This is a genomic window from Arthrobacter sp. FW306-2-2C-D06B, from assembly GCF_021789175.1.
GTDB lineage: Bacteria > Actinomycetota > Actinomycetes > Actinomycetales > Micrococcaceae > Arthrobacter.
In genome coordinates this window covers 3,593,061-3,619,184 of the sequence record NZ_CP084560.1, presented here as the reverse complement: position 1 = coordinate 3,619,184, position 26,124 = coordinate 3,593,061, and the positions used below count along the sequence as shown (strand labels likewise).

The window sequence follows — 26,124 nt, the reverse complement described above, 5'->3', positions numbered from 1 at the left end:
GGAGGTATTTCCCATGTCTGAATCAACCAAGCGCAAGTTCGGCTTGCTCCCGATGCTCGGCCATACGAAGGGCAAGCGCAGCCCAGTGACGTGCGCCCTGAAGTGCGACAACGCCTGCTCGGGCGAGGTGTGCAACACGAGCTCCAACGCCTACTTCCGCGACATCGCTTCCGCAGCTGTGACCCGCCGCGCCGCCCTGGGCTTCGGCGCCGTGGGCGCGCTCGCCGTCGTGCTGGGCGGAAACCTGCCTGGCAACGTTCCCGAAGGTGCTGGCCTGTCCGCGGCGGCAAAGACGGGCTTCGACAAGGCCAAGCTCAAGTTCGCGCCGATCAAGCCTGTCGACTACACCGTTGACGCGTTCACCGTGCCGGATGGTTTCGCGTGGCAGCCGATCATCCGTTGGGGCGATCCGCTCTTTGCGGACTCGCCGGCCTTCGAGCTGAACGGCCAGACCGCAGCGGCGCAGGCCCGCCAGTTCGGCTACAACAACGACTACACGGACATCCTGCCCATCCCGGATTCCAAGGACCGCCGTGCCGTGCTCTTCACGAACCACGAGTACACCAACGAGAACATCATGTTCCCGGCCACTTTGGCGGCTGCGGAGGCGCGCGCGATCGGACGTGCCGCACACGGGCTCACGGTTGTTGAACTCGAGCGCAAGAACAAGAACAAGCCGTGGAGCTACGTGAAGGGCGCGCCGCTCAACCGTCGGTTCCTGACCGACACGACGTATGAGCTCACCGGTCCCGCCGCGGGCACGGACCTCGTCAAGACCATCGACGATCCGTCCGGCCGGAAGATCAAGGGCACCCTGGGGAACTGCTCCGGCGGGACGACTCCCTGGGGCACCATCCTCTCCGGCGAGGAAAACTTCAACGGCTATTTCGTAGCTCCCGGTACCTCGGCGGGCGACAAGCGCTACGGCCTTAGTTCCAAGGCCACCGCGCGCAAGTGGGAGCTGGACGAGCAGCGATTCGACACCCGTAATGCCGGGTACGCCAACGAAACCAACCGCTTTGGCTGGATCGTGGAAGTCGACCCGTTTGACCCCTCCTCCACACCGAAAAAGCACTCCGCCATGGGCCGCTTCAAGCACGAAGGCGCCAACGTGATTGTCGCCGCGTCCGGCCATGTAGTGGCGTACATGGGCGACGACGAGCGCTTCGACTACCTCTACAAGTTCGTCTCGAAGGGCAAGTACATGGCCGGAGACTCGGCCGCGGCCCGCCGGAACAACATGAACCTTCTCTCGGAAGGCGACCTCTACGTCGCCAAGTTCACCGGCGATTCTCCCGCGGCTGAGATCGACGGAACCGGCAAGCTTCCGTCTGACGGCGCATTCGACGGTTCCGGCGAGTGGCTTCCCCTGGTTGTCGACGGCGCCTCCGCAGTTCCGGGCATGTCCGTTCCTGAGGTCCTGGTCTACACCCGACTCGCCGCGGACAAGGTTGGCCCCACGAAGATGGACCGCTGCGAAGACGTCGAGCCGAACCTGGCGACCGGCAAGGTCTACGTCGTCTGCACCAACAACTCGGACCGTGGCAAGCCCGGCAAGGAAGGCGCCACCGAGGTCAACCCGCGCACGCTCAACCGGGACGGCCACATCGTCGAAATCACCGAAACCGGGGACCAGAACTCCACGCGCTTCAACTGGACGCTCCTGATGGTTTGTGGAGATCCGGCCAAGAACTCCTCCACATACTTCTCCGGTTTCCCGGCCGACAAGGTCTCGCCCATTTCCTGCCCGGACAACGTCGCCTTCGACTCGGCAGGCTACATGTGGATCGCCACTGACGGCGCGCCGTCGTCGATCGGGTATGCGGACGGGCTGTTCAAAGTCACCCTGGATGGCAGCGAACGCGGCAAGGTGGAGCAGTTCCTCGCCGTACCGCGCGACGCCGAGACCTGTGGGCCGATCGTGCACGACGACGAGCGGACCGTCTTCGTCGCCGTGCAGCACCCGGGTGAGGAAGGGACGTTCGACGCTCCGCACTCGTACTTCCCGGACTACGTGGGCGCCGGAGCCGCCCCCGCCGCCGGCCAGGTCCGCGCCCCGCGTCCGTCGATCGTGCAGGTGTTCCGCAAGGACGGCTAAGGGTTTCCCGTTCCCCCCTTTCCCGACGCTCGCTCACTTATGTGCGTCTTTCGGGAGACGCCCGCTCACTCTCTTCAAGGGAGTGAGCGGGCGTTTGGGGTTGGGGCCCGATATGTGAGCGGGCGTTTCGGTTTGGGGGCCGATAGGTGAGCGGGCGTTTCGGTTTGGGGGCCCATAGGTGAGCGGGCGTTTGGGGTTTTGGGCCGATAGGTGAGCGGGCGTCGGGAGGGAGGCGCCGCTAATAGACTGGTGCGGTGACTTCGCAAGGCTCCCTGAGCTCCCTCGCCGCTGCCCGGATCGCCGTCAAGGCCCTGCTCGACGGCGGTGTGCGGCACGTGGTGGTCTCTCCCGGTTCGCGCTCGGCACCCATGGCATACGCGCTGGCCGAAGCCGAAGCTGCCGGGAACGTCAGCCTCCTCGTCAGGATCGACGAACGCTCTGCCGGGTTCACGGCCCTGGGCCTGGCCCTGTCGACAGGCGCTCCGGCGGCCGTCCTCACCACCTCGGGCACCGCCGTCGGGAATCTCTTGCCCGCGGTCATGGAGGCCAACCACGCCGCCGTGCCGCTCGTGGTCCTTTCGGCCGATCGCCCGGCCGAGCTCCACGGTACCGGCGCCAACCAGACCACTATCCAACTGGACCTCTTCGGCGAACACGTTCGCTTCGCCGTCGACATCGCCGCTGGAAGCAACCCGCAAAGGGCCGTCGAGACCGCCATCTACGCGGCAACCGGCGCCCTCGAGGACACGCCTCCCGGACCGGTGCAGCTCAACCTGGCGTTCCGCGAGCCGCTGGTTCCGGAATTGGGCGAGGCGCTGCCTGCCACCAAGGGCCACGGAGTTTTCCACTACGACTCGGGTCCCCAGCCACTGAGCATGCCCCTCGCTCCTGCCGAACTGACGGAACGGCGGACGGTGGTTTTGGCTGGGCACGACGCCGGTCCGGTCGCCGAGGCGTTCGCCCGCGCCCACGGCCTTCCGTTGCTGGCCGAGCCCTCTTCCAACGCGCGTTTCGGGCCCAATGCGGTGGGGCCGTACCGCCTCATGCTGGAGAACTTCGGGCGTGGCTCTGCGCTGCCGATCGAAAGGGTGGTGGTCTTCGGACGGCCTACCCTTTCCCGGCCGGTTGCTGCTTTGTTGGCCCGCGGAGACCTTCGCGCCGCCATGTACGAGCCCGTTCCTGTGGCCTGGTACGAACACGGCCGGCGCAGCGAGGAACGCTTTGATTCGCTGACTGAATTGGCGGCGTTCGCAGGCCGGGGTTCGGCTGAGTGGCTCGACGCCTGGCTCCTGGCCGGTGCCGCGGCCCAACACGCGCTCGACAGCGTCCTCGAGGTCGAGCAGGCAGCCAACGGTCCCGCCGTCGGAGCCACCGTCTGGAAACACGCCCGTGGGCAGCTGGTGTTGGGCTCCTCCAACGGCATCCGCGACGTCGACCTCGCGGGGCAGCCGGGGCCCGAACCACTCGCCACAGTGTTCGCGAACCGCGGCCTCGCCGGCATCGACGGCACCATCTCAACGGCCACGGGAATCGCCCTCGGCGCGGGCCGCGAAACCACCCTCCTCCTGGGCGACATCACCTTCCTGCACGACGCCGGAGGCCTGTTCCTTGGAGCCGGAGAACCAGCACCGGACCTGCGCATCGTGGTCCTCAACGACGCCGGCGGGGGCATCTTCGGCCTCCTTGAGCACGGCAAGGTGGAGGACGACGGCGGATACGGCACCGCCGTCGAGCGCCTCTTCGGCACCCCGCACAGCGTGGACATTTCAGCGCTGGCCGCGGCATACGGCGTCGGGCACTCTTTGGCGCGTACGACGGCGGAGCTCGCCGCCGTGCTTGCCTCGCCTCTGAAGGGGCGCAGCATCGTGGAAGTACGCACGGACCGTCCGGACCTGCGTCCCTTGCACGCGCGCATCAAGGCCGCAGTTGCTTCGGCAGTGTCCCAGGTGCTGCTCGGGGCGTAGGCGCTCGGCCCTGGCGACGCGCAAACGGGTTGGAGACGCGCAAGCGGACCGGGGATACCCGGATACACGTGGCGCCCGTCCGTAGTTGTGTCGCGCGTCGGGGAGAGCGTCTTCAGCAGTTGTCCACATACGGTAGAAAGTGCCTCGCGCAGCCCGTTGTTGGGCTGTGATCGTGGATGAATGAACACACTTCCGCGGCTGATTCTGGCGAAGGACCTGTCCAGGATCGGTCTCACTACCAGGGCATTGTCCGCGCAGGCCCGTTCAGGGAAGCTTATCCGCATTCGTCATGGCGTATACGTGGAAGCGGTGCGCTGGAGCAAGCTGCAAGAGTGGGAGCGGTACAGGCTCCGAGTCGAGGCCGCGGCAGAGACGTTTACTTCGCCCACCACGTTTTCGCACCACTCAGCCGCGGCCATTAGCGGAATACCTGTCATCCTGCGGAAACAGCCGATCCACGCACTTACCGCGTTCTCCGGCGGCGGCCGGTCCCGCGCAGGAGTCCGCCGGCACTATGTACCTGAACAAGCCCACAACAGTGAACAGTTGGATGGGTTTCTCGTCACAGGCCGGATCCGTACTGTCCTCGACATCGCTGCGACGGTCCCCTTCGCGGAAGCCGTGGTGCCCGTGGATCACATCCTCAAGCCTGACTCGCTGCGGCCCGTGCCTGTGCTCTCGAAAAAAGATCTGCTGGCTGGCATAGACGGGAGGTATTCGCACGCGGCCGTCCGGCGTATCACGGCGGTGGTCGATTTCGCCGACCCGCAGTCCTGCTCGCCGGGAGAGTCGTATAGCCGGGGGCTGATCCACGTTGCCGGATTTGCCCCGCCGGTGCTGCAATACGAGGTCAGGAACGGTACTGGCAGGGTCGCCATCACGGATTTCTATTGGGAGGAGACCCGGGTTGTCGGCGAATTCGATGGTCGCGAGAAGTATCTCAAACCGGAGTATCTGCGAGGCCGGACGCCGTCGGATGTGGTGTATGAGGAAAAGCTACGCGAAGACCGGATCCGGGCCACGGGCAGAAACGTGGCTAGGTGGGTCTGGGACGAACTCAACACTCCGGGCCGACTGGAACGAATACTGCTCGACGCCGGGGTGCCGCGCCGCCGTCGGGCCTCCGTGGGACACCCAAATGTGTCCGTGACAAGCAAACGGGCCGGTGACACTCGGATATGAGTGTCACCGGCCCGTTTGCGTAGCGATTGCCCGTTTGCTACAGCACTCGGCTGAGGAATTCCTTGGTGCGGGCGTGCTGGGGGTTGGCAATGATCTCGCGGGGGTCACCGGATTCCACCACCACACCTCCGTCCATGAAGGTCAGGCGGTCGCCGACCTCGCGGGCAAAGCCGATCTCGTGGGTCACCACGATCATGGTCATGCCGGACTTGGCCAAATCCTTCATCACGTTGAGCACATCGCCCACGAGTTCTGGGTCAAGGGCGGACGTGGGCTCGTCGAAGAGCATCAGCTCCGGTTCCATGGCCAGGGCACGGGCAATCGCGACGCGTTGCTGCTGGCCACCGGAGAGCTGGGCCGGGTAGTGGTTGGCCCGGTCGGCCAGGCCCACCCGGTCCAACAATTCGAGGGCCGCCTTCTTGGCATCGCCCTTGGATTTGCCCTTGACCTGCACGGGCGCTTCCATGACGTTGTACAACGCGGTCTTGTGCGGGAACAGGTTGAAGCGCTGGAAGACCATGCCGATTTCCCGGCGCTGCGCGGCGATTTCTTTGACCTTCAGGTCGTGGAGGCGCCCGTTGACTTCGCGGTAGCCGATCAGCTGGTCGCCGACGGAAATGCGGCCGGCGCTGATGGTTTCCAGCAGGTTCACGCAGCGGAGCATGGTGGACTTGCCCGAACCGGACGGGCCGATGACAACGGACACTTCGCCTTGGTTGACCGTCAGGTCGATGCCGCGGAGCACGTGGTGGGGACCGAAGTACTTGTGGAGGCCTTCGATCCGCACCAGCGGTTTCTGGGTGGTGATCGTCATTTTGCCTCATCCTCCGGGAAGTCCATCTTCAAGGACGGCTCTGCTTCGGCGCTCGGTGCTACTGCTGCGGCAGCCTTGGCAGCTGCGGGGTTGATGACCGCCGGCGCGAGGTTGGTGTCCACGCCCTTGCCGTAGTAGGCCTCGATGTAGTGCTGGCCGACCATGAGCACGCTGGTGACCAGGAGGTACCAGGCGGCCGCGATGATCAGGAGCGGGATCGGAAGGTAGATCCGGTTGGCCAGGGCGTTGGTCGCGAAGGTCAGATCGAGCGTGAACGGCACGGCCAATACCAGCGAGGTGGTCTTGAGCATGCCGATCGTTTCGTTGCCGGTCGGCGGGACGATGATGCGCATTGCCTGGGGCAGGATGATCCGCCACATGATCTTGCCTTTGCCCATGCCCAGGGCTTCGGCAGCTTCGGTCTGACCCTTGTCGACGGACTTCAAGCCGGCCCGGAAGATCTCGGCCAGGTAGGCCGATTCATTCAGGCCAAGCCCCAGGATGGCCGGGATAAGGCCATGGGTGGGGTCCGACAGCACGTAAGTGACGAGCTGCGGGCCAAAGGGGATGCCGAGGGACAGCGTGGGGTAAAGGACGGTGACGAGTCCCCAGAAGACCAGCTGGGTGTAGACCGGGGTGCCGCGGAAGAACCAGACCCATACCCAGGAGGTGTAGCGCAGGACGGGGTTGTCGGACTGGCGCATCACAGCGAGCAGGATGGCCAAGACAATTGCCAGAACCATTGCGGCGACGGTCAGGAGCAGGGTCCAGCCCACGCCCTGGACGACTTTCACGTCCAGGATGTAAGTTCCGACCACGTCCCAGCGGAAGTTGGGATTCGTGATCGCACTCTGAATCATAAGGATCACTGCGCCAACAATGATGATGGCGCTGATCCAGCGGCCAGGGTGCCTGACCGGCACCGCATCGTTCAGCACGGGCGCGGCGTGGCCTGGTTGATGATGATCCATCTGTGCACCTGATTTGTTATCGGTGGCGGGAATACTCAAGACTTGACCGCCGGGTTGACCTCGGACTTGGTGATGGCGCCTTCGGCGTTGCCCCAGCCAGTGAGGATCTTCTTGTAGGAACCGTCAGACATGAGCTTGGTCAGCGTCTTCTGGATGACATCGGCGAGGGCGGTGTCCGACTTGGCAACAGCGATGCCCTGGGGAGCGGCGTCGTACACGTCGCCGAGCTTCTCAAGCTGTCCGTTGGTCTGGGTCAGCGCGTAACCGATGATGGGGGAGTCGGCTGCCATGGCGTCGATGCTGCCGTTGACGAGCCGGGTGGTGACATCGGTCTGGTTCTTGAGAGTCACGATGTTGATCGGCTGCTTGCCGTCAGCTGCGCACTTCTTGTTGCGGCCGGAGAGGTCCGGGTCTTCCTGGACGGTACCGGTCTGCACGCCGATGGACTTGCCGCAGACATCATCCAAGGAGAACTTCTTCGGGTTGCCCTTCTGCACGGCCCAGGCGGTGCCGGCGTTGAAGTAGCTGACCATGTTGACGGCGCCGAGGCGCTCGGGGTTGATGGTGAAGGACGAGATGCCCAGATCGTACTTCGGGCCGAGGGCGGGGAGGATGCCCGTGAATTCGGCGGTCTGCACCTGGACCTTCAGGCCGAGGGTGGCGCCGATCGCCTTGGCGATGTCGACGTCGTAACCGACCGGGGTTTGGCCGTCGGTTCCAAGGAATTCCGCAGGAGCGTAGGTCGTGTCAGAGCCGACGGTCAGCGTGCCCTTGGACTTGATGGCCGCGGGAACCAGTGCAGCCAGGGTGTCGTCCTTGGTGATGGTGCTGGGGTCAAAGCTTGCATTGGCACTGCCGGAAGGCGAAGCGGCGCTCGACGGGCCCGCCTCTGAGGCGTTGGTGCAGGCAGTCAGTGCCAGGGCGCCGATTGCGATGATTGTTGCAGCCTTGAGCGTCGAACTGACCGGAAGCGAACGGAATTTCTGCATTTTCTTACCTTTTGTTGCAGTGGATGCGAAACTAATCGGTTCATAGTGTAGCGCCGAACATGAGATGTGCGTCACAGAAAACTAAGTTTTACTATTGGATAACCTACCAAGCAAAAAATCAAGACCCCCACCTTGGCTATTGTCTCGCACCCCAGACAGTTGGGAGGGCAGGTTTCGAACGGAATCCTCGGGTTCGGGGCTTAGCTGCTGATCCCCAGGGACTCGAGCATCGGCCGGAATTTGGCCCAGGTCTCCGCCAGCTCGGCATCGGGAACCGAGCCGTCAACGATCCCGCAGCCCGCATACAGGCGCACGGTTGTAGGACTCTCGATGATCGCGCCGCGCAGCGCGATGCCCCACTCGCCGTTCCCCGCGGCGTCGAGCCACCCGACCGGACCGGCGTACGGCCCGCGATCCATGTGTTCAAGCTCCCGGATCAGTTCCCCGGCAACCAAAGTAGGTGTGCCACACACTGCGGCCGTGGGGTGAAGCGCGTTGATCAGGGCCAAGCACGTAGGGACATGTCCCTCGATATCGGCAAGCTCGGCCTTCACATCCGATGCCAGATGCCACACATTGGGCAGCTCCAGGATGAACGGTTCACTGTGGGCGTTCATGGCTTCGGAAAAGGGTGCGAGCTGCGTGGTCAGTGATTGGATGGCGATCTCGTGCTCGTGCCGTTGTTTCTCGGAACCGGCCAGCACGCGTTCGGCGTATTCCATGGGGGAGCCGTCCAACCCCTCGGCGTCGCGACGGTCCAGCGTGCCGGCCAGGACCCGCGCTTGTGCCGTGCGGCCCTCCACCTGGATGAGCATTTCCGGCGTCGCGCCGACCAAGCCGTCGACGCCGTACGTCCAGCATTCGCGGTAACGGCCGGCCAGCTGCCGCAGCACGTTGGCGGCGTTGACGCCGTCGGGCAGTGTCGCCACGACGTCGCGCGCCAGGACCAGCTTCTCCAGCTTTCCGGTCCGGATTTCCGCGACGCCGTCGGCCACGGCCTGCTTCCAGGCGGTTTCGCTCAGCGAACCGCTTTCCAGCGTGACCTTCCCATCACCCAACTGGCTCGCACTTGTTGTCGTTATGGGCCTTCTAAACGACAACAACTGCGAGTTAGTTGGGTGCCCGACGCCGGAGCTAAGCCAGCCGGCCAGGGCGGCGAGGGCACCCGCTTCGGTGAGTTCGACGTCGTCGAGCGTCAACTGGGTGAGCCAGGACTGCCCGTCCCTGATCCCGACAACAATTTCCGGAAGGATCAAGCGGGACTCAAAGGCGGAGGTCTTGGAGAAGGCAAAGGAGCCAAAAGCGACAGGGCCGGTGCCGGGGATCTCGAGGGGATCCGTGACGTCGGCCTCGATGACGAGGTGGCGCCACCAGATGTCGGCCTCGAGAAAGCGATCGGGCCCGGAAGCGGTGAATCGCGCGAGTTCGCCAAAGCCCACCAGTCCGTTCTCGCGGCGGGACCAGCACAGGACGTCGTCCCGAACCAGAAATGACGGCAGTCCCCCGGAGGATGAATCAACATCGAGGGGGACTGTCAAGGTGCGGAGCGTACTCGTCATGATGGAACAACATTACTCCCGCGGGCCACGGTAGCCGTGCTGGCCGGAGCGCCCCGAAAGTTCTTCCCATATTTGTCTGAGACAATTGCAGGGTGAACCGAGCATCCTTGGAAAAGCGTCCGGACGAAGTTGCGACGATGTTTGATGATGTCGCCCCCAAATACGACGTCGTCAACGATGTCCTGTCCATGGGGCAGACCCGGCGTTGGCGCCGCGTCGTCGTGGATGCGATGGATGTTCGGGTAGGCCAGCGGGTCCTGGATCTCGCCGCCGGTACCGGCACATCCAGCGAACCGTACGCCGACGCCGGAGTGGACGTTGTGGCCTGCGACTTCTCGCTCGGGATGTTGAAGGTCGGCAAGCGCCGCCGCCCCGACATCAATTTCGTTGCCGGGGACGCCACCAAGCTGCCCTTCGCGGACAACTCCTTCGACGCGTGCACCATTTCCTTCGGCCTGCGCAACGTCAACGAACCACACAAGGCCCTCGCGGAGATGTTCCGCGTCACCAAGCCGGGCGGACGCCTGGTCATCGCCGAATTCTCGGCCCCGGTGGTGCCCCTTTGGCGGACCATGTACACCGAATACCTCATGCGAGCACTGCCCGCCATCGCCACCAAGGTCTCCTCCAACCCGGACGCCTATGTGTACCTCGCCGAGTCCATCCGCGCTTGGCCGGACCAGGACCACCTGGCCGCATGGCTGCAGGAAGCCGGCTGGACGGACGTCAACTATCGCAACCTGAGCGGCGGCATCGTCGCGGTGCACCGCGCCCAGAAGCCCGGTGCCGAACACCGGGAAAGCGTTCCCGTGGCGAAGCTGCGCCGCCAGATCAAGCCGCGCCGCCAAGCCGGCGATCAGTCCCGCTAACCGGCCTATTAACAAGGACGCTGTGAACGTACTGATAGTCGGCGCAGGGCCAGCCGGGTCCACCGCCGCGTACTACCTTGCCCAGGCGGGCATTTCCGTGACGGTTCTGGAAAAGACCGCCTTCCCGCGCGAGAAGGTCTGCGGCGACGGCCTCACTCCCCGCGCGGTCCGCGAAGTCCAGAAGCTCGGCCTCCCGCACGCCGAGGACGAGGGGTGGCGCCGGAACAAGGGGCTCAGGCTCATCGCCGGCGGCCGCACCATTGAATTGCCGTGGCCCGAGGTCGCCGATTTTCCCACGTACGGACTCATTCGCACGCGCCTCGGGTTCGACGAGGAGTTGGCCCGGCACGCCCAGTCGGCGGGCGCCGTCGTGCTTGAACGCCACAGCGTCTCCGAAGCCCTGCGCGACGACGCCGGCCGCGTGATCGGCGCGCGCGCCGCGCTGCTCGACGAGTCCGGACGCAAGACGGGCGAAACGCGCGACTTCCATGCCGACGTCGTGCTCGCCGCAGACGGCAACTCCACCCGCACCGCCGTTTCGCTCGGCATGCACAAGCGCGACGACCGCCCGCTCGGCGTCGCCGTCCGCACCTACTTCACCTCGCCGCGCCACGACGACGACTGGATGGAAGGCTGGCTTGAGCTCCCCGGCAAGTCCGGCAAGCCCCTGCCCGGTTACGGTTGGGTTTTCGGCGTCGGCGACGGCACGTCCAACGTCGGCCTCGGGATCCTGAACTCCTCCAAGGAATTCGGCAAGCTCGACTACAAGCAGGTCTTGCGCGAATGGACCGCCGGAATGCCGTCCGAGTGGGGCTTCACACCCGAAAACCAGGTGGGGGAGATCCGTGGCGCCGCACTGCCCATGGGCTTCAACCGCACCCCGCACTACTCGCCGGGGCTCATGCTCCTGGGCGACGCCGGCGGCATGGTTTCGCCGTTCAACGGAGAGGGCATTTCCTACGCCATGGAGTCCGCCCGCTTCGCGGCCGAGTTCATTATCGACGCGTCCTCGCGTTCCCGTTCCGCGGGATGGACGGCCGACGACGCCGACGCGCACCTTTCGCGGTACGCGGACTACCTGCGGGCCCAGTGGGGTTCACATTTCACCCTGGGCCGTGTCTTTGCCGCCCTCATCGGAAAGCCCGCCGTGATGAAACTCGCGCTACGGACGGGCATGCCCATTCCGGTGCTGATGCGCTTTGTGGTGCGGATGCTCGCGAACCTCACGGATGCGTCGGCCAAGGGTTTCGAGGACCGCGCGATCCGCGTCCTCGAGATGCTGGTCCCGGCCACGTCCAACACCACGTCCACCGCCGCTTCCACCCGCGCCGGCACCGAATCAACGCTTTCCTCCGTGAAAAGTTAGGGTTAACCCGTGACTCACTCTGCCGAACACAGCTGGACGCACGCCGGGCACGGCCTGCCGGACGCTGTCGAACCCGCTCCCACCACCACCGCGATCGCCACTGGCCTGCAGCTTCCTGCCGGTTTTGCGGCCATCGCCAAGGACGTGGAGCTGGGTCCTGCCATCACCACTAACCTTGCCCGCGTGGAAAAGAAGCTCCGCGAAGCAATCGCCAACTCGGATCCCCTGGCTGACGCAACGTCGCGTCACTTGGTGGAAGCCGGCGGCAAGCGCATCCGTCCGCTGCTGACCCTCCTGTGCGCCCACCTCGGCGACGCCTCCCGGCCGGAAGTGGTCCAGGCCGCCGTCGTGGTTGAACTGACCCACCTCGCAACGCTCTATCACGACGACGTGATGGACTCCGCGCCCTACCGCCGCGGCGCCCCCACGGCCCACGAAGTCTGGGGCAACTCAGTGGCGATCCTCACAGGTGACCTGATCTTCGCCCGCGCCTCGATCCTGGTCTCCGAACTCGGGTCGCGTGCCCTGGGAATCCAGGCCCGCACCTTCGAGCGCCTGTGCCTCGGGCAGCTGCACGAAACCGTGGGCCCGCGTGAAGGCGAGGACGCGGTGGAGCACTACCTCTCCGTCATCGCCGACAAGACCGGCTCTTTGGTTGCGGCCTCGGGCCAGCTCGGTGCCATCTTCGCCGGCGCCGACGAAGCCTTCGAGGACGTGCTGGTGGAATACGGCGAGAAGGTCGGCGTGGCCTTCCAACTGGCCGACGACGTCATCGACGTCACGGGCGTCAAGGTCAAGTCCGGCAAATCCCCGGGCACGGATCTCCGCGAAGGCGTACCCACTCTGCCTGTGCTCCTGCTCCGCAAGGCTGCCGACAATGGTGACCGCTCCGCCGTCGAACTCTTGAAGCTGGTAGACGGTGACTTGTCCTCCGATGAGGCGCTGGCCTTGGCCGTGGCCGGGCTCCGCGAGCATCCCGTCACCGCCGAATCCTGGGTGATTGCGCGCCAGTGGTCTGCTGACGCCATCGAAGCCTTGAAGCCGTTGCCCGAAGGCGTGGTCAAGGAGTCGCTCACGAACTTCGCCCACGCCGTGGTGGAGCGCGCCAGCTAGTCCCCACCGCAGACCCAACTGACTCGCAGTTGTTGTCGTTTTGACGCTTCATAACGACAACAACTGCGAGTCAGTTGGGCTCAGGGGGGCGGCGTGGTGGGCCCACCCCCGTAGTCAGTTGGGCGGGGACGGGCTTAAATGCAATGGCCCCGGTTCCTTGCAACGCTACGAGTCACGCGCTGCAACGAACCGGGACCATAATCTCCGTTCGCATCAGACTCACCGGAGGCATTTAGTGAATCCGGTTACAGCATATGACAACTTTGTCACGGGTGCAACTTCCCCGGTCAAAGGCTTTTCTGTAGTTTGTCGGGACTTCTGCGTCGTAAATTCCCCACCTTTGATAGCCCCTTGGACCCCGAGGCCTGGATTCTCGGCGTCGGAATCCCTGCAGCTCGATCAAAGCCGGGGAGTTTCGGCGCCTGCCAGTTGTCCACATAGCGAAACTTTGGCCTTTCAGCGGCATCGCCACACTGCTGGAGTATGGACCTCGTTGGCTTCCTGAATTACGCAGGCTCCGCTGCGAGAACCTCCACGGTGAAGCAGGCCGGCTTCTCCGACCGCGTCATCTCCCGGCACCATGGCATCTGGGTCTTGCACGAACCCCGGACCGTCCATTTGCTGTGCAAGCACGGCAATGCCAAGGATTTTGTAGTCCACCGTGAGTCAGTTTTGGAAACTCGGCACATTCGTCCCGTGGCCAGCCTGACAGACACTCTGCTGCATTCGCTCCGGTGCCTGCCTGAAATTGAGGCCGCCATCATGGTGGAAAGTGCTCTCCTCCAAGGCCGGACCAATCTTGATTACCTCCGTGAAAGGCTACCCGGCAACCGGAACGGGGCGGCCCGAAAGGTGCTCTCACTGGTCGACGGTTCGGCAGATTCTCCGATCGAGGTTGTGGCGCGGATACTTTTCCTGAATGCAGGGATCCGTACCGAGACGCAGGTCGAATTGCCCGGAATAGGCATTGTGGATTTCTTGCTGGAGGGCAAGCTGATCGTGGAGGTAGACGGGGAGAGCCACCTGCAGCCTCGGCAGGTCAAGAAGGATCGGCGACGCAATAACGCAGGAACGGTGAAAGGCTTTCTGGTTCTTAGATACGACTATTCGCAGATTGTGTATCAGCCAGAAACCGTGCTTGCCGAGGTTCTCCAGGTCCTACGCCAAAAAAGCCGCTGAAACTCCCCGGCTTTGGCCAAGCGCAGGCCAGGCGCAGAAAGAACAGCCCCGGAAACAAGGGGATCGGGAGCGAGACTCAGCCCAAAGGTGGGGAGAAAGCTCCGGCCTCCCAGCAAACCCCTAGTCTTCGTCGCTAAAGGCCCAGTCGAACATGTCGAACACGAACTCGGAGAACGTGCCCTCTTCGGATTTCCACTGGCCGCGGGCGTTGTTGCGGCGCCAGACGATGGGATCCGGGACGCCAAGGTCGCCTACGCGGAAGCCCCAGGTGAACTGCTCTTCCTCGTCCTCCAGGAACATGAGAAAGCCTTCGTCGTCCACTTCGAGCTCTTCCGGGTCCCAGAAGTAGTGGTAAGCCTCCATGAGGTCCTCACAGCCACCGAGCGCGAGGTAGAACTCGCGCAGCACCATGGGAATGGTGAACGAGTGGGCGGACAGGGCTTCGTCCAGCTCAGTGGCGGACAGCCCATCTTCTTCCTGCCATTCGTCCTCGAGATACTTCGGTACAAGCGCGCGGAATTTCTCGAGGAACATGTCAGTCATGCTCCCATCCTAGCTAATCGCGGCCACGTGAATCGGCGCCTGGGGAGACCCCGGCGCGGTGCCATCCCCGGACCGCCAAAGGCACCCGCCAACCCCAGCGCCAAGCCACTACCCGGAAGGCGAAAACCCAGGCAGCAACCAGGGCCGCCGAAAGTCCGTTGAAGGCTCCGATGTTCCAGAGGAGTGCCGTCAGCGCGGCTCCCGTGAAGGCTGGCAGGGCGTAGAGATCCCGGGCATTGAAGAGGGTGGGAATTTCGTTGGCCGTGATGTCCCGGAGCAAGCCGCCGCCAACGGCCGTGGTGACACCCAAGAGGATTGCAGCCACCGGATTCATCCCGGCGGCCAGTGCCTTGAGTGTCCCCGTGATGCAGAACAGGGCCAGCCCGCCGGCGTCGAACAGGGTCAAGAGGGACGTGAAGCGCTGGATGCTCGAAAACAGGAAGTACACCAGGATCGCGGCCAACAGGGGCGGTACAAGGTAGACCGGGTTGGTGAACGCCGCCGGAGGGCCGGCATTGATGACGATGTCGCGGATGACACCGCCGCCCAGGGAAACCAGCGAAGCCAAGAGAACTGAGCCGATGATGTCGAACTGCTTCCTGGCCGCGAGCAAGGATCCGGACACGGCGAAAAAGAAGACGCCGGCCAGATCCAGCCATACCAGCGCAAGGTCAAAAGTGAACAAATGCAGCTCCATTCTTCGTTCACAGACGGGCGATCATGCTCGCCCAACGTTACGCTTGCACGCATGAACAGCCCCGTCTTGATCGCGTGCGCCCACGGAACCCGGAACGTCGAAGGGCAAGCCGCTATCCGCCAGGTCATGGCCGAGATCGAGGCGCTCCGGCCCGGCCTGACCGTCGTTGAGGCCTACGTCGACGTCCAGGAACCCGAGTTGTCGGGCGTGGTGGCCGGCCTCCCGGAAGGCACGCCCGCCGTCGTCGTTCCCTTGCTGCTCAGTACCGGCTACCATGTCAAGGTGGACATCCCGAAGGCGATCAAGTCCCGCCCGGAGGTGTCCGCGGCGCCGCCGCTGGGGCCGGATCCGCGGCTCGCGGAGCTGCTCGCCGCGCGGTTGCGCGACTCGGGCCTGCGCGACGACGACGGCGTCCTGCTCGCCGCCGCGGGCTCGTCGCTACCGGACGGTTCCGTCGATTCGGAAGAGCAGGCGCGCCAGCTCGCCGGGCTGCTTCCCAACAAGGTGCGCGTCGCCTATGGCGCCAGTGCCGAGCCGAACGTGCCCGACGGCGTCGCGGCCTTGCGCGCGGAAGTCACCGGAGACGGTGGCCGGGTGGTGGTTTCCTCGTATCTGCTGGCCACGGGCTACTTCCACGACCAACTGTCCAAGGCCGGAGCCGACGTCGTGACGGCACCGCTGCTGCCTTCTCCGGTGCTCGCGAAGATCGCCCTGGAACGCTACGACGCGGTGGTTGATGCCAGCTCCTGAGCGGGTTTTTCGAATGCACAGCGCGGCCGGGTGAACAAGGCCCGACGGCGGTTCGTGACGAAATGTTTCCCTAGGTGACTTTCCGTTTCCCGGACCTTTGTTACGCCTCTCGGGCCAGCCCTACAGTCGATGCATGACTGATACAGCTCTAGCCGGAGCGTCTGCGGACGAGGCTGCACCCAAGCGCCCGGCCCGCACCGCCCGTCCTGCCGCTAAACCCCACGGCCAATGGAAGGTTGACGGCACCGCGCCGCTCAACGCCAACGAAACCTGGAAGCAGGAAGACAGCGGGCTCAACGTCCGCGAGCGTATCGAGTCTGTCTACTCCAAGCACGGCTTCGACTCGATCGACGGCACGGACCTGCACGGCCGTTTCCGCTGGTGGGGCCTGTACACCCAGCGCAAGCCCGGGATCGACGGCGGCAAGACCGCCACGCTTGAGCCGCACGAGCTCGAGGACAAGTACTTCATGCTCCGTGTGAGGATCGACGGCGGCGCGCTGACCACCGAGCAGCTGCGCGTCATCGGCCAGATCTCCGTGGACTTCGCCCGCGGCAGCGCCGACCTGACCGACCGCCAGAACATCCAGCTGCACTGGATCCGCGTGGAGGACGTGCCGGAAATCTGGCGCCGCCTCGAATCCGTCGGCCTGTCCACCACTGAGGCCTGCGGCGACGTCCCGCGGGTCATCCTGGGCTCCCCGGTTGCCGGCATTGCCAAGGACGAGATCATCGATCCCACGCCGCTGATCCACGAACTCGCGGAGCGCTTCATCGGCGACCCCGAACTCGCCAACCTGCCGCGCAAATACAAGACCGCCATCACCGGCCACCCCTCGCAGGACGTGGTCCACGAGATCAACGACTTCGGCCTGGTCGGCATGGTCCACCCCGAACTCGGCGTCGGCTACGACCTCTGGGTGGGCGGCGCGCTTTCCACCAACCCGATGCTCGCCAAGCGGCTCGGTGCGTTCGTGAAGCCCGAGGAAGCCGCCGAAGTATGGCTCGGTGTCACCAGCATCTTCCGCGACTACGGTTACCGCCGCATGCGCACCAAGGCTCGCCTGAAGTTCCTCATGGCCGACTGGGGTCCCGAGAAGTTCCGCCAGATCCTCGAGGACGAGTACCTCGGCTTCAAGCTTTCCGACGGCCCCGCAGCCCCGAAGCCCTCGACACCGGGCGACCACGTCGGCATCCACGAGCAGAAGGACGGCAAGTTCTTCATCGGCGCCACACCCTTGGCCGGACGCCTCTCGGGGAGCCAGCTCGTGAAGCTCGCGGACACCCTCGAAGCCCGAGGATCCTTCCGCCTGCGCACCACCCCGCACCAGAAGATCGTTGTGCTGGATGTCGCCAAGGAGCAGGTTGAGCAGCTCGTGGCCGAGCTTGACACCCTGGGCCTCTCCGCCCGCCCGTCCGTCTTCCGCCGCGGCACCATCGCCTGCACCGGTATCGAGTTCTGCAAGCTCGCCATCGTGGAAACCAAGGTCACGGCAGCCACCGCCGTCGCCGAACTGGAACGCCGCCTGGCCGACCTTGCGGACAGCGGTCAGTTGCCGCAAGCACTGTCCCTGCACATCAACGGCTGCCCCAACTCCTGCGCCCGCATCCAGACCGCGGACATCGGGCTCAAGGGCATGATGTTGCCAACGCCCGACGGCGATCCCACCCCGGGTTTCCAGGTTCACTTGGGCGGCGGGCTGGCTTCGTCCAGCCGCGAAGAAGCAGGCCTCGGACGCACCGTGCGCGGCCTCAAGGTCTACGTCGAGGACTTGCCCGATTACGTTGAGCGGGTAGTCCGGAAGTTCGTGGCCGACCGCGCCGAAGGCCAGACCTTCGCCGAATGGGCACACTCCGCAGATGAAGGAGATCTCCAGTGACCACCACAACCGAGCTCCGCTCCCACGAGGAACTCAAGGCCCTGGCCGAATCCGGTGCCGCAGAACTCGGCTGGAACGCGCCCGCCCGCGACGTCATCGCCTGGGTGGCCCGCAACTTCGAACTGCCCGCCGTCGCGGTCGCCTGCTCCATGGCCGACGCCGTGCTGCCGGCCCTCGTCGCGGACCAGTTTCCGGGCGTCGACGTCCTCTTCCTGGAGACTGGCTATCACTTCCCGGAAACCCATGCCACGCGGGACGAGGTCGCCGCGAACCTGCGCGTGAACATCGTGGATGTGCTCCCCGAGAACACCGTGGAGCAGCAGGACCGCCTTCTTGGCAAGGATCTGTTTGCCCGCGACGCCGCCCAGTGCTGCGCGCTCCGCAAGGTCCAGCCGCTGCGCCGGACCCTCGCCGGCTACGAAGTCTGGTTCACCGGTGTCCGCCGCGACGAGGCCCCCACCCGGACCAACACACCGCTGATCACGTGGGACGAAACCAACGGCCTGGTCAAGGTCAACCCGATGGCCGACTGGAGCTTTGACCAGCTGGTCCAGTACTCCGAAGACAACATCCTTCCCGTCAACCCCCTCCTGAGCCAGGGTTACCCGTCCATCGGATGCCAGCCCTGCACCCGCAAAGTGGCCCCGGGAGCGGACCCCCGCTCCGGCCGCTGGGCAGGAACCGACAAGACAGAATGCGGACTACACGTATGAGTACCCAAATCACCAACGAGGACCTGGAGTTGTCTGTGCTGGAAACCCGTGAGCGCCTTTCCAGCCTCGACACCCTCGAGTCCGAGGCAATCCATATCATCCGTGAGGTTGTTGCCGAGTTCGAGAAGCCTGCGTTGCTGTTCTCCGGCGGCAAGGACTCCGTGGTGATGCTGCACTTGGCCACGAAGGCGTTCTGGCCGGGCAAGGTGCCGTTCCCCGTGTTGCACGTGGACACGGGACACAACTTCCCCGAGGTCATCGATTTCCGTGACCGCACGGTGGAGCGCCTGGGCCTGAAGCTTGTGGTCGGCTCCGTGCAGGAGTTCATCGACCGTGGCGAACTTGCCGAGCGTGCCGACGGTACCCGCAACCCGCTGCAGACCGTGCCGCTGCTGGATGCGATCCAGCGGAACAAGTTCGACGCCGTCTTCGGCGGCGGCCGCCGCGACGAGGACAAAGCCCGTGCCAAGGAACGCATCCTGAGCCTGCGCGACGAATTCGGCCAGTGGGATCCCCGCAACCAGCGCCCCGAATTGTGGAACCTGTACAACGGCCGCCACACCGTGGGCCAGCACGTCCGCGCGTTCCCCATCAGCAACTGGACCGAGCTGGACGTGTGGCGCTACATCGAGCGCGAAGGCATTGAGCTGCCCGGCCTGTACTACGCCCACGAGCGCGAGGTCTACGAACGCGATGGCATGTGGCGCGCGGTCGGCGAGGTTTCCATGCCGAAACCCCACGAGGAAGTCATCACGAAGCTCGTGCGCTACCGCACTGTGGGCGACATGTCCTGCACCGGCGCCGTTCTTTCCGACGCCCGCACGGTCGCCGACGTCGTTGTCGAAGTTGCCGCATCCACTCTCACCGAACGTGGCGCCACCCGTGCAGATGACCGCATCTCCGAGGCAGCCATGGAAGACCGCAAGAAGGACGGCTACTTCTAATGAGCACTGAGACTTCACTCCTGGAGACCGGCCTGCGCGAATCTACTCTGTTCCGCTTCGCCACCGCTGGATCGGTCGACGACGGCAAGTCCACCCTGGTGGGCCGCCTGCTGCACGATTCCAAGGCGATCCTTGCTGACCAGCTCGACGCCGTTGCCCGCACATCGGCGGACCGTGGCTTTGGCGGAGCCGGTGCCACCGGCAGCCAGGCGATCGACCTCGCCCTCCTGACCGACGGCCTTCGTGCCGAGCGGGAGCAGGGCATCACCATCGATGTCGCGTACCGCTACTTCGCCACCGACCGCCGCAGCTTCATCCTCGCGGATTGCCCCGGCCACGTGCAGTACACCAAGAACACGGTGACGGGCGCGTCCACTGCGGATGCCGTCGTCGTGCTCATTGACGCCCGCAAGGGAGTCCTGGAGCAGACCCGCCGCCACCTGTCGGTGCTGCAGTTGCTCCGCGTGGCGCACGTGATCGTCGCCGTGAACAAGATCGACCTCGTGGACTTCAGCGAGTCGGTCTTCCGCGAAATCGAGGCGGACGTGCAGAAGGTTGCCCGTGAGCTTGGCCTGGGCAGCGACGGAATTGCCGACGTCGCGGTCATCCCGGTGTCAGCGCTCGACGGCGACAACGTCGTGGACCGCTCGGACCGCACTCCCTGGTACAGCGGCCCGGCCCTACTCGAGGTCCTCGAAACCCTTCCGGCCGCCGACGAGCTCGAAAGCCACCTGGAGAGCTTCCGCTTCCCGGTCCAGCTGGTCATCCGCCCGCAGGGCGCGCTGGCTCCCGACGCCGTGGCCGCCGGGCTCGACGTCGGAGCGTACCGCGACTACCGTGCCTACGCCGGCCAGATCACGGAGGGGACCGTGAAGCTCGGCGACAAGGTCACCGTCCTGAGCCCGGGCCACGAGCCCAAGATCACCACCGTGACGGGGATCGACTTCGCCGGCAGCGAGTTGGCCGAGGCTACCGCTCCGCAGTCCGTGGCGATCCGCCTGGCCGATGAAATCGACATCGCCCGCGGTGACACCATTGCCGCAGCAGGGACCGTGCGCGAGAGCTCGGCAGATCTGTACGCGGCGCTGGCCTGGCTCTCACCGAAACCGCTGCGCGAAGGTGCCAAGGTGCTTGTGAAGCACGGGACCCGTACCGTCCAGGCGCTCGTCCGAAATGTGACGGGCAAACTGGATCTGGCCACGTTCAACGTGGAGGCTGCCTCCAGCCTTGAGCTGAACGACATCGGCAACGCCCAGCTTCGATTGGCCGCGCCGTTGCCGTTGGAGAACTACCTGCACCACCGCCGCACCGGTGCGTTCCTGGTGATCGACCCCGTGGACGGCAACACCCTGGCCGCCGGCCTGGTGAAGGACCACCCAGGCGACCACGAGGACGAACGTTACGTCATCTGACTTGGTGGTTAGTGAAAACCGCAGCTTGTTTCCCAAACCCCGCCTTCAAGGCCCGGGATGGGAAACACGCTGCGGTTTTTTGTGTCTGCTGTCTCGATTAAGGGCCAACGGACGTCGGATCAAAGCCGATACGGTGTTGGGATGGATTGGTTCGGCAAACCCAGACGATTTCGTTGTTGACGTGGCGGATTGCCATTTTGCTGTTTAGTCCGTTTGAGGCACACCAAATACAGTCAGCCTCCAAGTATGTTGAAAATACAGTCCCGTCCGAAGCCTTCTCGTAAATTGGACGCTCGCTGCCGAAGGGGCGGACCAAGACTTGGCCGGGCTGCAACACCAGGCGAAGGTAGCCGAACCCAGCGAACAGGATGAATCCGATTCCAGCAAGAGTTGGATAAAGGAGCGCCAGTCCACTAGGTACGCTATCGGGAGGGAATGCCATCAATAGAAATGATGCGATGGTGCAGATACCTGCAACTGCGGCTACCCAATTGTCTGGTAGCACGCTTCGCTTCTGAGACTTCCTAGCAATGTGCGTCCGATATTCATAGGGGTCCGAGGGATCTTTCCCGACGATGATCTGGCGGGCGGTAATGTCTCGTCCCGCTTGCACACCACCGACGTTGTTGCCTAGACGCGTTGACCTTGGGCTTGTTCCCGGGGTCGGAGCCTGCACTATGGGCTGTCCGCAGCCGCAGAAACTGTAGTCATCTGGCGGTGTTCTTCCACAATCACATACGTACATTTGCCCCAACTTCCCTGTGTCGACGTCGGGCAGGTGCCCGTGCTGGACACGATGCCATCCACGTCCGACAAGAAAGCGTGAGTTCATGGCTGTCTAGAGACGACGCCCAATTGTGACGCCGCATGAACGTGCGTGACCCAGAGTTTCCGGGGCGTTGAAGGGCAAATATGACAGTCCCTATGGTGAATCCATGACCTCTTCGGATTGGTCCGTGCCTGTCCTCCCGGGGCGATGTCGCAGGGCCTGACAGACGCCCAGCCCCTCCACGCACTTCAAGGATCAACATGTCAAAGACCCCAGAACCCACACCGCCCGCCTCGAACCCGGGGAGCACCCGCATCGTCGCCGGTGAAACCAACAAGCCCAAGCGACGCCGCACGCTTGAGATCGGCATCGCCGTCGGACTCGTCCTGCTGATCGGCGCCGGCGCCGCAGTGGCATCGGTTGTCGCGAAGAACAATGAAACCCAGGCAGCGGCGGCAACGACCCCCGCCGCCGAACTCCGGCTCGGCTACTTCGGCAACGTCACCCACGCCCCGGCGCTGGTGGGCGTCAGCAAGGGCATCTTCGCCAGCAAGCTGGGCAGCACCAAGCTCACTACCCAGATCTTCAACGCCGGACCGGCCGCCATCGAGGCACTCAACGCCGGCGCGATCGACGCCGCGTACCTCGGCCCGAACCCGGCCATCAACTCCTTCGTCCAGAGCAAGGGCGCATCCATCAGCATCATCGCCGGCGCAGCCTCCGGCGGCGCCCAGCTGGTGGTCAAGCCCGGCATCAACTCGGCCGCGGACCTCAAGGGCAAGACCCTCGCCTCACCGCAGCTCGGCGGCACCCAGGACGTGGCACTGCGCGCCTGGCTCGGCAAGCAGGGACTGAAGACCAACCCGAACGGCGGAGGCGACGTCGCCATCAACCCGACCGACAACGCCCAGACCCTCAAGCTCTTCCAGGACGGAAAGCTCGACGGCGCGTGGTTGCCTGAGCCGTGGGCCTCGCGTCTGGCGCTCCAGGCCGGAGGCAAGGTGCTCGTGGACGAGAAGGACCTGTGGGATAAGGGCCAGTTCCCCACCACCATCCTCATCGTGAGCAAGAAGTTCGCTGCCGACCACCCGCAGACCGTGACCGCCCTGCTCCAAGGCCACGAAGCCTCGGTCAACTGGCTCAACACCGCCTCGGCCGCTGACAAGGCCAGCGCCATCAACGCCGCACTGAAGGCGACCGCGGGCAGCACGCTCCCGGCCGACGTCATCGACCGCTCGCTGAAGAACATCACCTTCACCGTGGACCCGCTCGCCGGAACCTACAAGAAGCTCCTCCAGGACGGCGTCGACGCCGGCATCACCAAACCGGCCGACATCAACGGCATCTTCGACCTCCGCGCCCTCAACAGCGTGACGGGACAGAAGACCTCGGCCGCAGGACTGGGCCAAGACTGAACCGCCAAGGCCCAACTGACTCGCAGTAAGTGTCGTTTTGAGGCCTCATAACGACAACAACTGCGAGTCAGTTGGGAATTCAACAACGAAACGAACGAAGGACGGGACCATGCCAGTCGTACTGGAACACCTGGGTAAACGCTTCGGCGACGGCGCCCCGGTGCTGGACGACGTCAACGCCACCATCCAGCAAGGCGAGTTCGTCGCCCTGCTGGGTGCGTCCGGCTGCGGCAAGTCCACCCTGCTGAACATCCTCGCGGGGCTGGACCAGCCGACGTCGGGCGCCCTGGAGGTGCCCAGTGACGGTGCCGCCTTCATGTTCCAGGATTCAGCGCTGTTCCCGTGGCTCACTGCCCGCGGCAACATCGAACTCGCGCTGAAGCTCGCCGACAAGTCCGGGGGCCTGAGCAAAGCGTCGCGTGCTGCCCGTGCAGGCGAGTTGCTGGACCTCGTCCACTTGGGTGGCGCGGGGGACAAGCGCCCGCACGAGCTCTCCGGCGGCATGCGGCAGCGCGTCGCCCTGGCCCGCGCTTTGGCCCAGGACCGGCAGCTGTTGCTCATGGACGAACCATTCGCCGCGCTCGACGCCATCACCCGTGACCTTCTGCACGACGAGCTTGAGCGGATCTGGAAGGAAACGGGCCGCACCATCGTGTTCGTGACGCACAACGTGCGCGAAGCCGTGAGGCTCGGCCAGCGCGTCCTGCTGCTGTCCTCCCGTCCCGGACGGGTCGTAGCCGAGTGGAACGTCACCGAGGAACACCGGACCGACGCCGGCCGCGCCGGGGAGCTCACTGGAACCATTACCCGCCGCCTGCGCGAGGAGATCCGCCGCCATGCCAATTGAACAAGAGACCCGGCTTGCCGAAGGGGAAACCGTCGAGCAAGCTCCGCAGTCCCGCCACATCACCTCGCCGTCCCTCAAGGGAAACCCGGACGAACTCCGGGACCTCGAAGCCGGCCTGGACAGGCTACAGTCGGACGCCCACCGCAAGGCGCGCATCGACTGGACCCGGGTCATCCTCCCGATCGCGGCGCTCCTGGTCCTCATCCTGGCATGGCAGTTCTACGTCTCCCTCGGTTTCAAGCGTCGCGACCAGGTTCCCGGCCCGCTCGACGTCCTGAGCCAGTTCGGTTCTCTGTGGGCCGAAGGCAAAGCCCAGGAAGCCGTCTGGACCTCACTTCAGCGCGGCGTGATTGGCTTCCTCATCAGCGTCGCCGTGGCTACTCCGGTGGGCCTGCTCCTCGCTCAGGTGCAACCGCTGCGCCGCGCCTTCGGACCGCTCATTTCCGGGCTCCAGGTGCTTCCATCCGTGGCGTGGGTTCCGGCGGCGATCATCTGGTTCGGACTCTCGGACGGCACTGTGTACTTTGTCGTCCTGATGGGTGCCATCCCGTCCATCATCAACGGGTTGATTTCCGGGGTGGACCAGATTCCGCCGCAATACCGGAGCGTCGGCAAGGTCCTTGGGGCCTCGCGGCTGCAGATGGCGTTGCAGATCGTCCTGCCAGCGGCCCTCCCCGGATACCTTGGCGGCCTCAAGCAGGGCTGGGCGTTCTCCTGGCGTTCGCTCATGGCCGCGGAAATCATCGCTGTCGGCGGCACCATCGGCTTCGGACTCGGTTCGCTCCTGGACCAGGGCCGCACCTTGTCCGACATGGCCACGGTCATGTCCGCGATCCTGGCGATCCTGTTTGTGGGCATCCTGATCGAGCTCGTGGTCTTCGCTCCGATTGAGCGCCGCCTCCTGCTCCGCCGCGGCCTGCTGGCCGGAAGCACGCGCTAAGGCGCCGGGAGCACGCGCTAAGGAATTCCCGGGCCCACCCCGTGGTTGATGCGGGCATGAAACGAATCGGTTTTCTTTCCTTCGGCCATTGGGGACCCGTCCAAGGCTCGCGCACTCCTTCGGCCGGCGACGCCTTGCTGCAGGGGATCGACCTTGCGGTTGCGGCCGAGGAACTGGGCATCAACGGGGCCTTCTTCCGCGTGCACCACTTTGCCCGCCAACAAGCCTCGCCGTTCCCCTTGTTGGCGGCCATCGCGGCACGCACCAACCGGATCGAAATGGGCACGGGCGTGATCGACATGCGTTACGAAAACCCGCTGTACATGGCCGAAGAAGCCGCGGCCACGGACCTCATCAGCCAAGGCAGGCTCCAGTTGGGCATCAGCCGTGGTTCACCCGAGCCTGCCCTGCACGGCGCCCGGTACTTCGGCTACACGCCAGCCGAGGGTGAGGACGACGCCGCGATGTCCCGCCGCCACACCGCCGTATTCCGGCATGCCATCGCGGGCCATGGAGTGGCCGAAGCCGATCCTTCCTTCATGGGCGGCGGGCGTGGCCTCCTCCCGATCCAACCGACATCGCCCGGGCTGCCGCAGCGCATCTGGTGGGGCGCCGGCACCCGCAAGACAGCCGTCTGGGCTGCGGAACAAGGCATGAACCTCATGAGCTCCACCCTGCTCACCGAGGACACGGGAGTTCCCTTCGACCAGCTCCAGGCCGAACAGATCAGCATGTTCCGGGAGGCATGGGCAGCCGCAGGACACGGTTTTGAGCCGCGGGTCTCGGTCAGCCGCAGCATCATTCCCGTGGTGGACGCCGAGGACGAACACTATTTCGGGCTGCGCGCCCAGGTGGAGAACCGCGACCAAGTGGGCATGCTCGACGGTGCGTTGTCGCGGTTCGGCAAGAGCTACGTCGGCCCACCCGATGCCTTGGCCGCGGAACTCGCGCAGGACGCCGCGGTCCAGGCTGCGGACACCGTGCTGGTTACCGTGCCCAACCAACTCGGGGTGGATTACAACGTCAAGCTGCTCGGCAACATCGCCAAATACGTGGCTCCGGCGATTGGCTGGGAGGCGCCCAGCGCTGAGGCGTAATGTGACGCCGGGTT

22 protein-coding genes are annotated in these 26,124 nt (G+C 64.8%); 16 read left to right on the top strand and 6 right to left on the bottom strand.

The window, feature by feature from the left end; genetic code table 11:
* Window positions 1-13: 13 nt before the first annotated feature.
* The 3 genes from LFT47_RS16865 to LFT47_RS16855 all read left to right on the top strand — a co-directional run bounded on the left by LFT47_RS16865 (window position 14) and on the right by LFT47_RS16855 (window position 5,244).
* Window positions 14-2,098: a PhoX family protein gene (locus tag LFT47_RS16865; protein WP_236812450.1), complete on the top strand. Its 2,085-nt coding sequence runs from the start codon at window positions 14-16 to the stop codon at window positions 2,096-2,098.
* A 254-nt stretch (window positions 2,099-2,352) separates the two neighbouring features.
* A complete protein-coding gene (menD, locus tag LFT47_RS16860) occupies window positions 2,353-4,062 on the top strand; it encodes a 2-succinyl-5-enolpyruvyl-6-hydroxy-3-cyclohexene-1-carboxylic-acid synthase (protein WP_236812449.1) in 1,710 nt (569 codons plus the stop codon).
* 180 nt (window positions 4,063-4,242) lie between these two features.
* Window positions 4,243-5,244 (top strand): type IV toxin-antitoxin system AbiEi family antitoxin domain-containing protein, encoded by a 1,002-nt coding sequence (locus LFT47_RS16855; protein WP_236812448.1) that lies wholly within the window; start codon window positions 4,243-4,245, stop codon window positions 5,242-5,244.
* 37 nt (window positions 5,245-5,281) lie between these two features.
* On the opposite strand, the gene LFT47_RS16850 is transcribed toward LFT47_RS16855, so the two are convergent.
* From LFT47_RS16850 to LFT47_RS16835, 4 genes are all read right to left on the bottom strand, one after another.
* A complete protein-coding gene (locus tag LFT47_RS16850) occupies window positions 5,282-6,058 on the bottom strand; it encodes an amino acid ABC transporter ATP-binding protein (RefSeq protein WP_272909590.1) in 777 nt (258 codons plus the stop codon).
* Entirely contained in the window at window positions 6,055-7,029 is a 975-nt protein-coding gene (locus tag LFT47_RS16845) for an amino acid ABC transporter permease (protein ID WP_236812447.1), read from the bottom strand. The genes LFT47_RS16850 and LFT47_RS16845 overlap by 4 nt, the downstream gene beginning before the upstream one ends.
* 35 nt (window positions 7,030-7,064) lie before the next feature.
* The gene (locus LFT47_RS16840; protein ID WP_059387235.1) at window positions 7,065-8,018 is read right to left on the bottom strand and encodes an ABC transporter substrate-binding protein; all 954 of its coding nucleotides are present in this window, start codon (window positions 8,016-8,018) and stop codon (window positions 7,065-7,067) included.
* 200 nt (window positions 8,019-8,218) lie between these two features.
* Window positions 8,219-9,577: an isochorismate synthase gene (locus LFT47_RS16835; protein WP_236812446.1), complete on the bottom strand. Its 1,359-nt coding sequence runs from the start codon at window positions 9,575-9,577 to the stop codon at window positions 8,219-8,221.
* A gap of 92 nt (window positions 9,578-9,669) precedes the next feature.
* Here LFT47_RS16835 and LFT47_RS16830 point away from each other — a divergent pair, with 92 nt between their 5' ends.
* The 4 genes from LFT47_RS16830 to LFT47_RS16815 all read left to right on the top strand — a co-directional run bounded on the left by LFT47_RS16830 (window position 9,670) and on the right by LFT47_RS16815 (window position 14,104).
* Window positions 9,670-10,446, top strand: a complete 777-nt coding sequence (locus tag LFT47_RS16830; RefSeq protein WP_236812445.1) for a demethylmenaquinone methyltransferase — start codon at window positions 9,670-9,672, stop codon at window positions 10,444-10,446.
* 22 nt (window positions 10,447-10,468) lie between these two features.
* Entirely contained in the window at window positions 10,469-11,812 is a 1,344-nt protein-coding gene (locus tag LFT47_RS16825) for a geranylgeranyl reductase family protein (RefSeq protein ID WP_236812444.1), read from the top strand.
* Window positions 11,813-11,821: 9 nt separating this feature from the next.
* Window positions 11,822-12,925 (top strand): polyprenyl synthetase family protein, encoded by a 1,104-nt coding sequence (locus tag LFT47_RS16820; protein ID WP_236812443.1) that lies wholly within the window; start codon window positions 11,822-11,824, stop codon window positions 12,923-12,925.
* Window positions 12,926-13,462: 537 nt separating this feature from the next.
* Window positions 13,463-14,104: an endonuclease domain-containing protein gene (locus tag LFT47_RS16815; RefSeq protein ID WP_236812442.1), complete on the top strand. Its 642-nt coding sequence runs from the start codon at window positions 13,463-13,465 to the stop codon at window positions 14,102-14,104.
* 120 nt (window positions 14,105-14,224) lie between these two features.
* Here the strand turns inward: LFT47_RS16815 and LFT47_RS16810 are convergent, their stop codons facing one another.
* Complete coding sequence (locus tag LFT47_RS16810; protein WP_236812441.1) at window positions 14,225-14,647, bottom strand: hypothetical protein; 423 nt, start codon at window positions 14,645-14,647, stop codon at window positions 14,225-14,227.
* 13 nt (window positions 14,648-14,660) lie between these two features.
* A complete protein-coding gene (locus tag LFT47_RS16805) occupies window positions 14,661-15,332 on the bottom strand; it encodes a trimeric intracellular cation channel family protein (protein WP_236812439.1) in 672 nt (223 codons plus the stop codon).
* A 63-nt stretch (window positions 15,333-15,395) separates the two neighbouring features.
* On the opposite strand from LFT47_RS16805, the gene LFT47_RS16800 reads away from it, so the two are divergent.
* The 9 genes from LFT47_RS16800 to LFT47_RS16760 all read left to right on the top strand — a co-directional run bounded on the left by LFT47_RS16800 (window position 15,396) and on the right by LFT47_RS16760 (window position 26,110).
* Entirely contained in the window at window positions 15,396-16,094 is a 699-nt protein-coding gene (locus LFT47_RS16800) for a sirohydrochlorin chelatase (protein WP_236812437.1), read from the top strand.
* 133 nt (window positions 16,095-16,227) lie between these two features.
* Window positions 16,228-17,973 (top strand): nitrite/sulfite reductase, encoded by a 1,746-nt coding sequence (locus LFT47_RS16795; protein ID WP_236812436.1) that lies wholly within the window; start codon window positions 16,228-16,230, stop codon window positions 17,971-17,973.
* Window positions 17,970-18,686: a phosphoadenylyl-sulfate reductase gene (locus LFT47_RS16790; protein ID WP_236812434.1), complete on the top strand. Its 717-nt coding sequence runs from the start codon at window positions 17,970-17,972 to the stop codon at window positions 18,684-18,686. Before LFT47_RS16795 ends, LFT47_RS16790 begins: the two co-directional genes overlap by 4 nt.
* Complete coding sequence (cysD, locus tag LFT47_RS16785; RefSeq protein WP_236812432.1) at window positions 18,683-19,630, top strand: sulfate adenylyltransferase subunit CysD; 948 nt, start codon at window positions 18,683-18,685, stop codon at window positions 19,628-19,630. Before LFT47_RS16790 ends, cysD begins: the two co-directional genes overlap by 4 nt.
* On the top strand, window positions 19,630-21,042 hold the full coding sequence (locus LFT47_RS16780; protein ID WP_236812431.1) for a sulfate adenylyltransferase subunit 1: 1,413 nt from the start codon (window positions 19,630-19,632) through the stop codon (window positions 21,040-21,042). Before cysD ends, LFT47_RS16780 begins: the two co-directional genes overlap by 1 nt.
* A gap of 1,029 nt (window positions 21,043-22,071) precedes the next feature.
* The gene (locus LFT47_RS16775) at window positions 22,072-23,226 is read left to right on the top strand and encodes an ABC transporter substrate-binding protein (protein WP_236812430.1); all 1,155 of its coding nucleotides are present in this window, start codon (window positions 22,072-22,074) and stop codon (window positions 23,224-23,226) included.
* Window positions 23,227-23,335: 109 nt separating this feature from the next.
* Window positions 23,336-24,073, top strand: a complete 738-nt coding sequence (locus tag LFT47_RS16770; protein WP_236812429.1) for an ABC transporter ATP-binding protein — start codon at window positions 23,336-23,338, stop codon at window positions 24,071-24,073.
* Window positions 24,063-25,013, top strand: coding sequence for an ABC transporter permease (locus LFT47_RS16765; protein ID WP_236812428.1), 951 nt, complete (start codon window positions 24,063-24,065; stop codon window positions 25,011-25,013). Before LFT47_RS16770 ends, LFT47_RS16765 begins: the two co-directional genes overlap by 11 nt.
* Before the next feature lie 56 nt (window positions 25,014-25,069).
* The gene (locus LFT47_RS16760) at window positions 25,070-26,110 is read left to right on the top strand and encodes an LLM class flavin-dependent oxidoreductase (protein ID WP_236812427.1); all 1,041 of its coding nucleotides are present in this window, start codon (window positions 25,070-25,072) and stop codon (window positions 26,108-26,110) included.
* The last annotated feature ends 14 nt before the right edge of the window (window positions 26,111-26,124 follow it).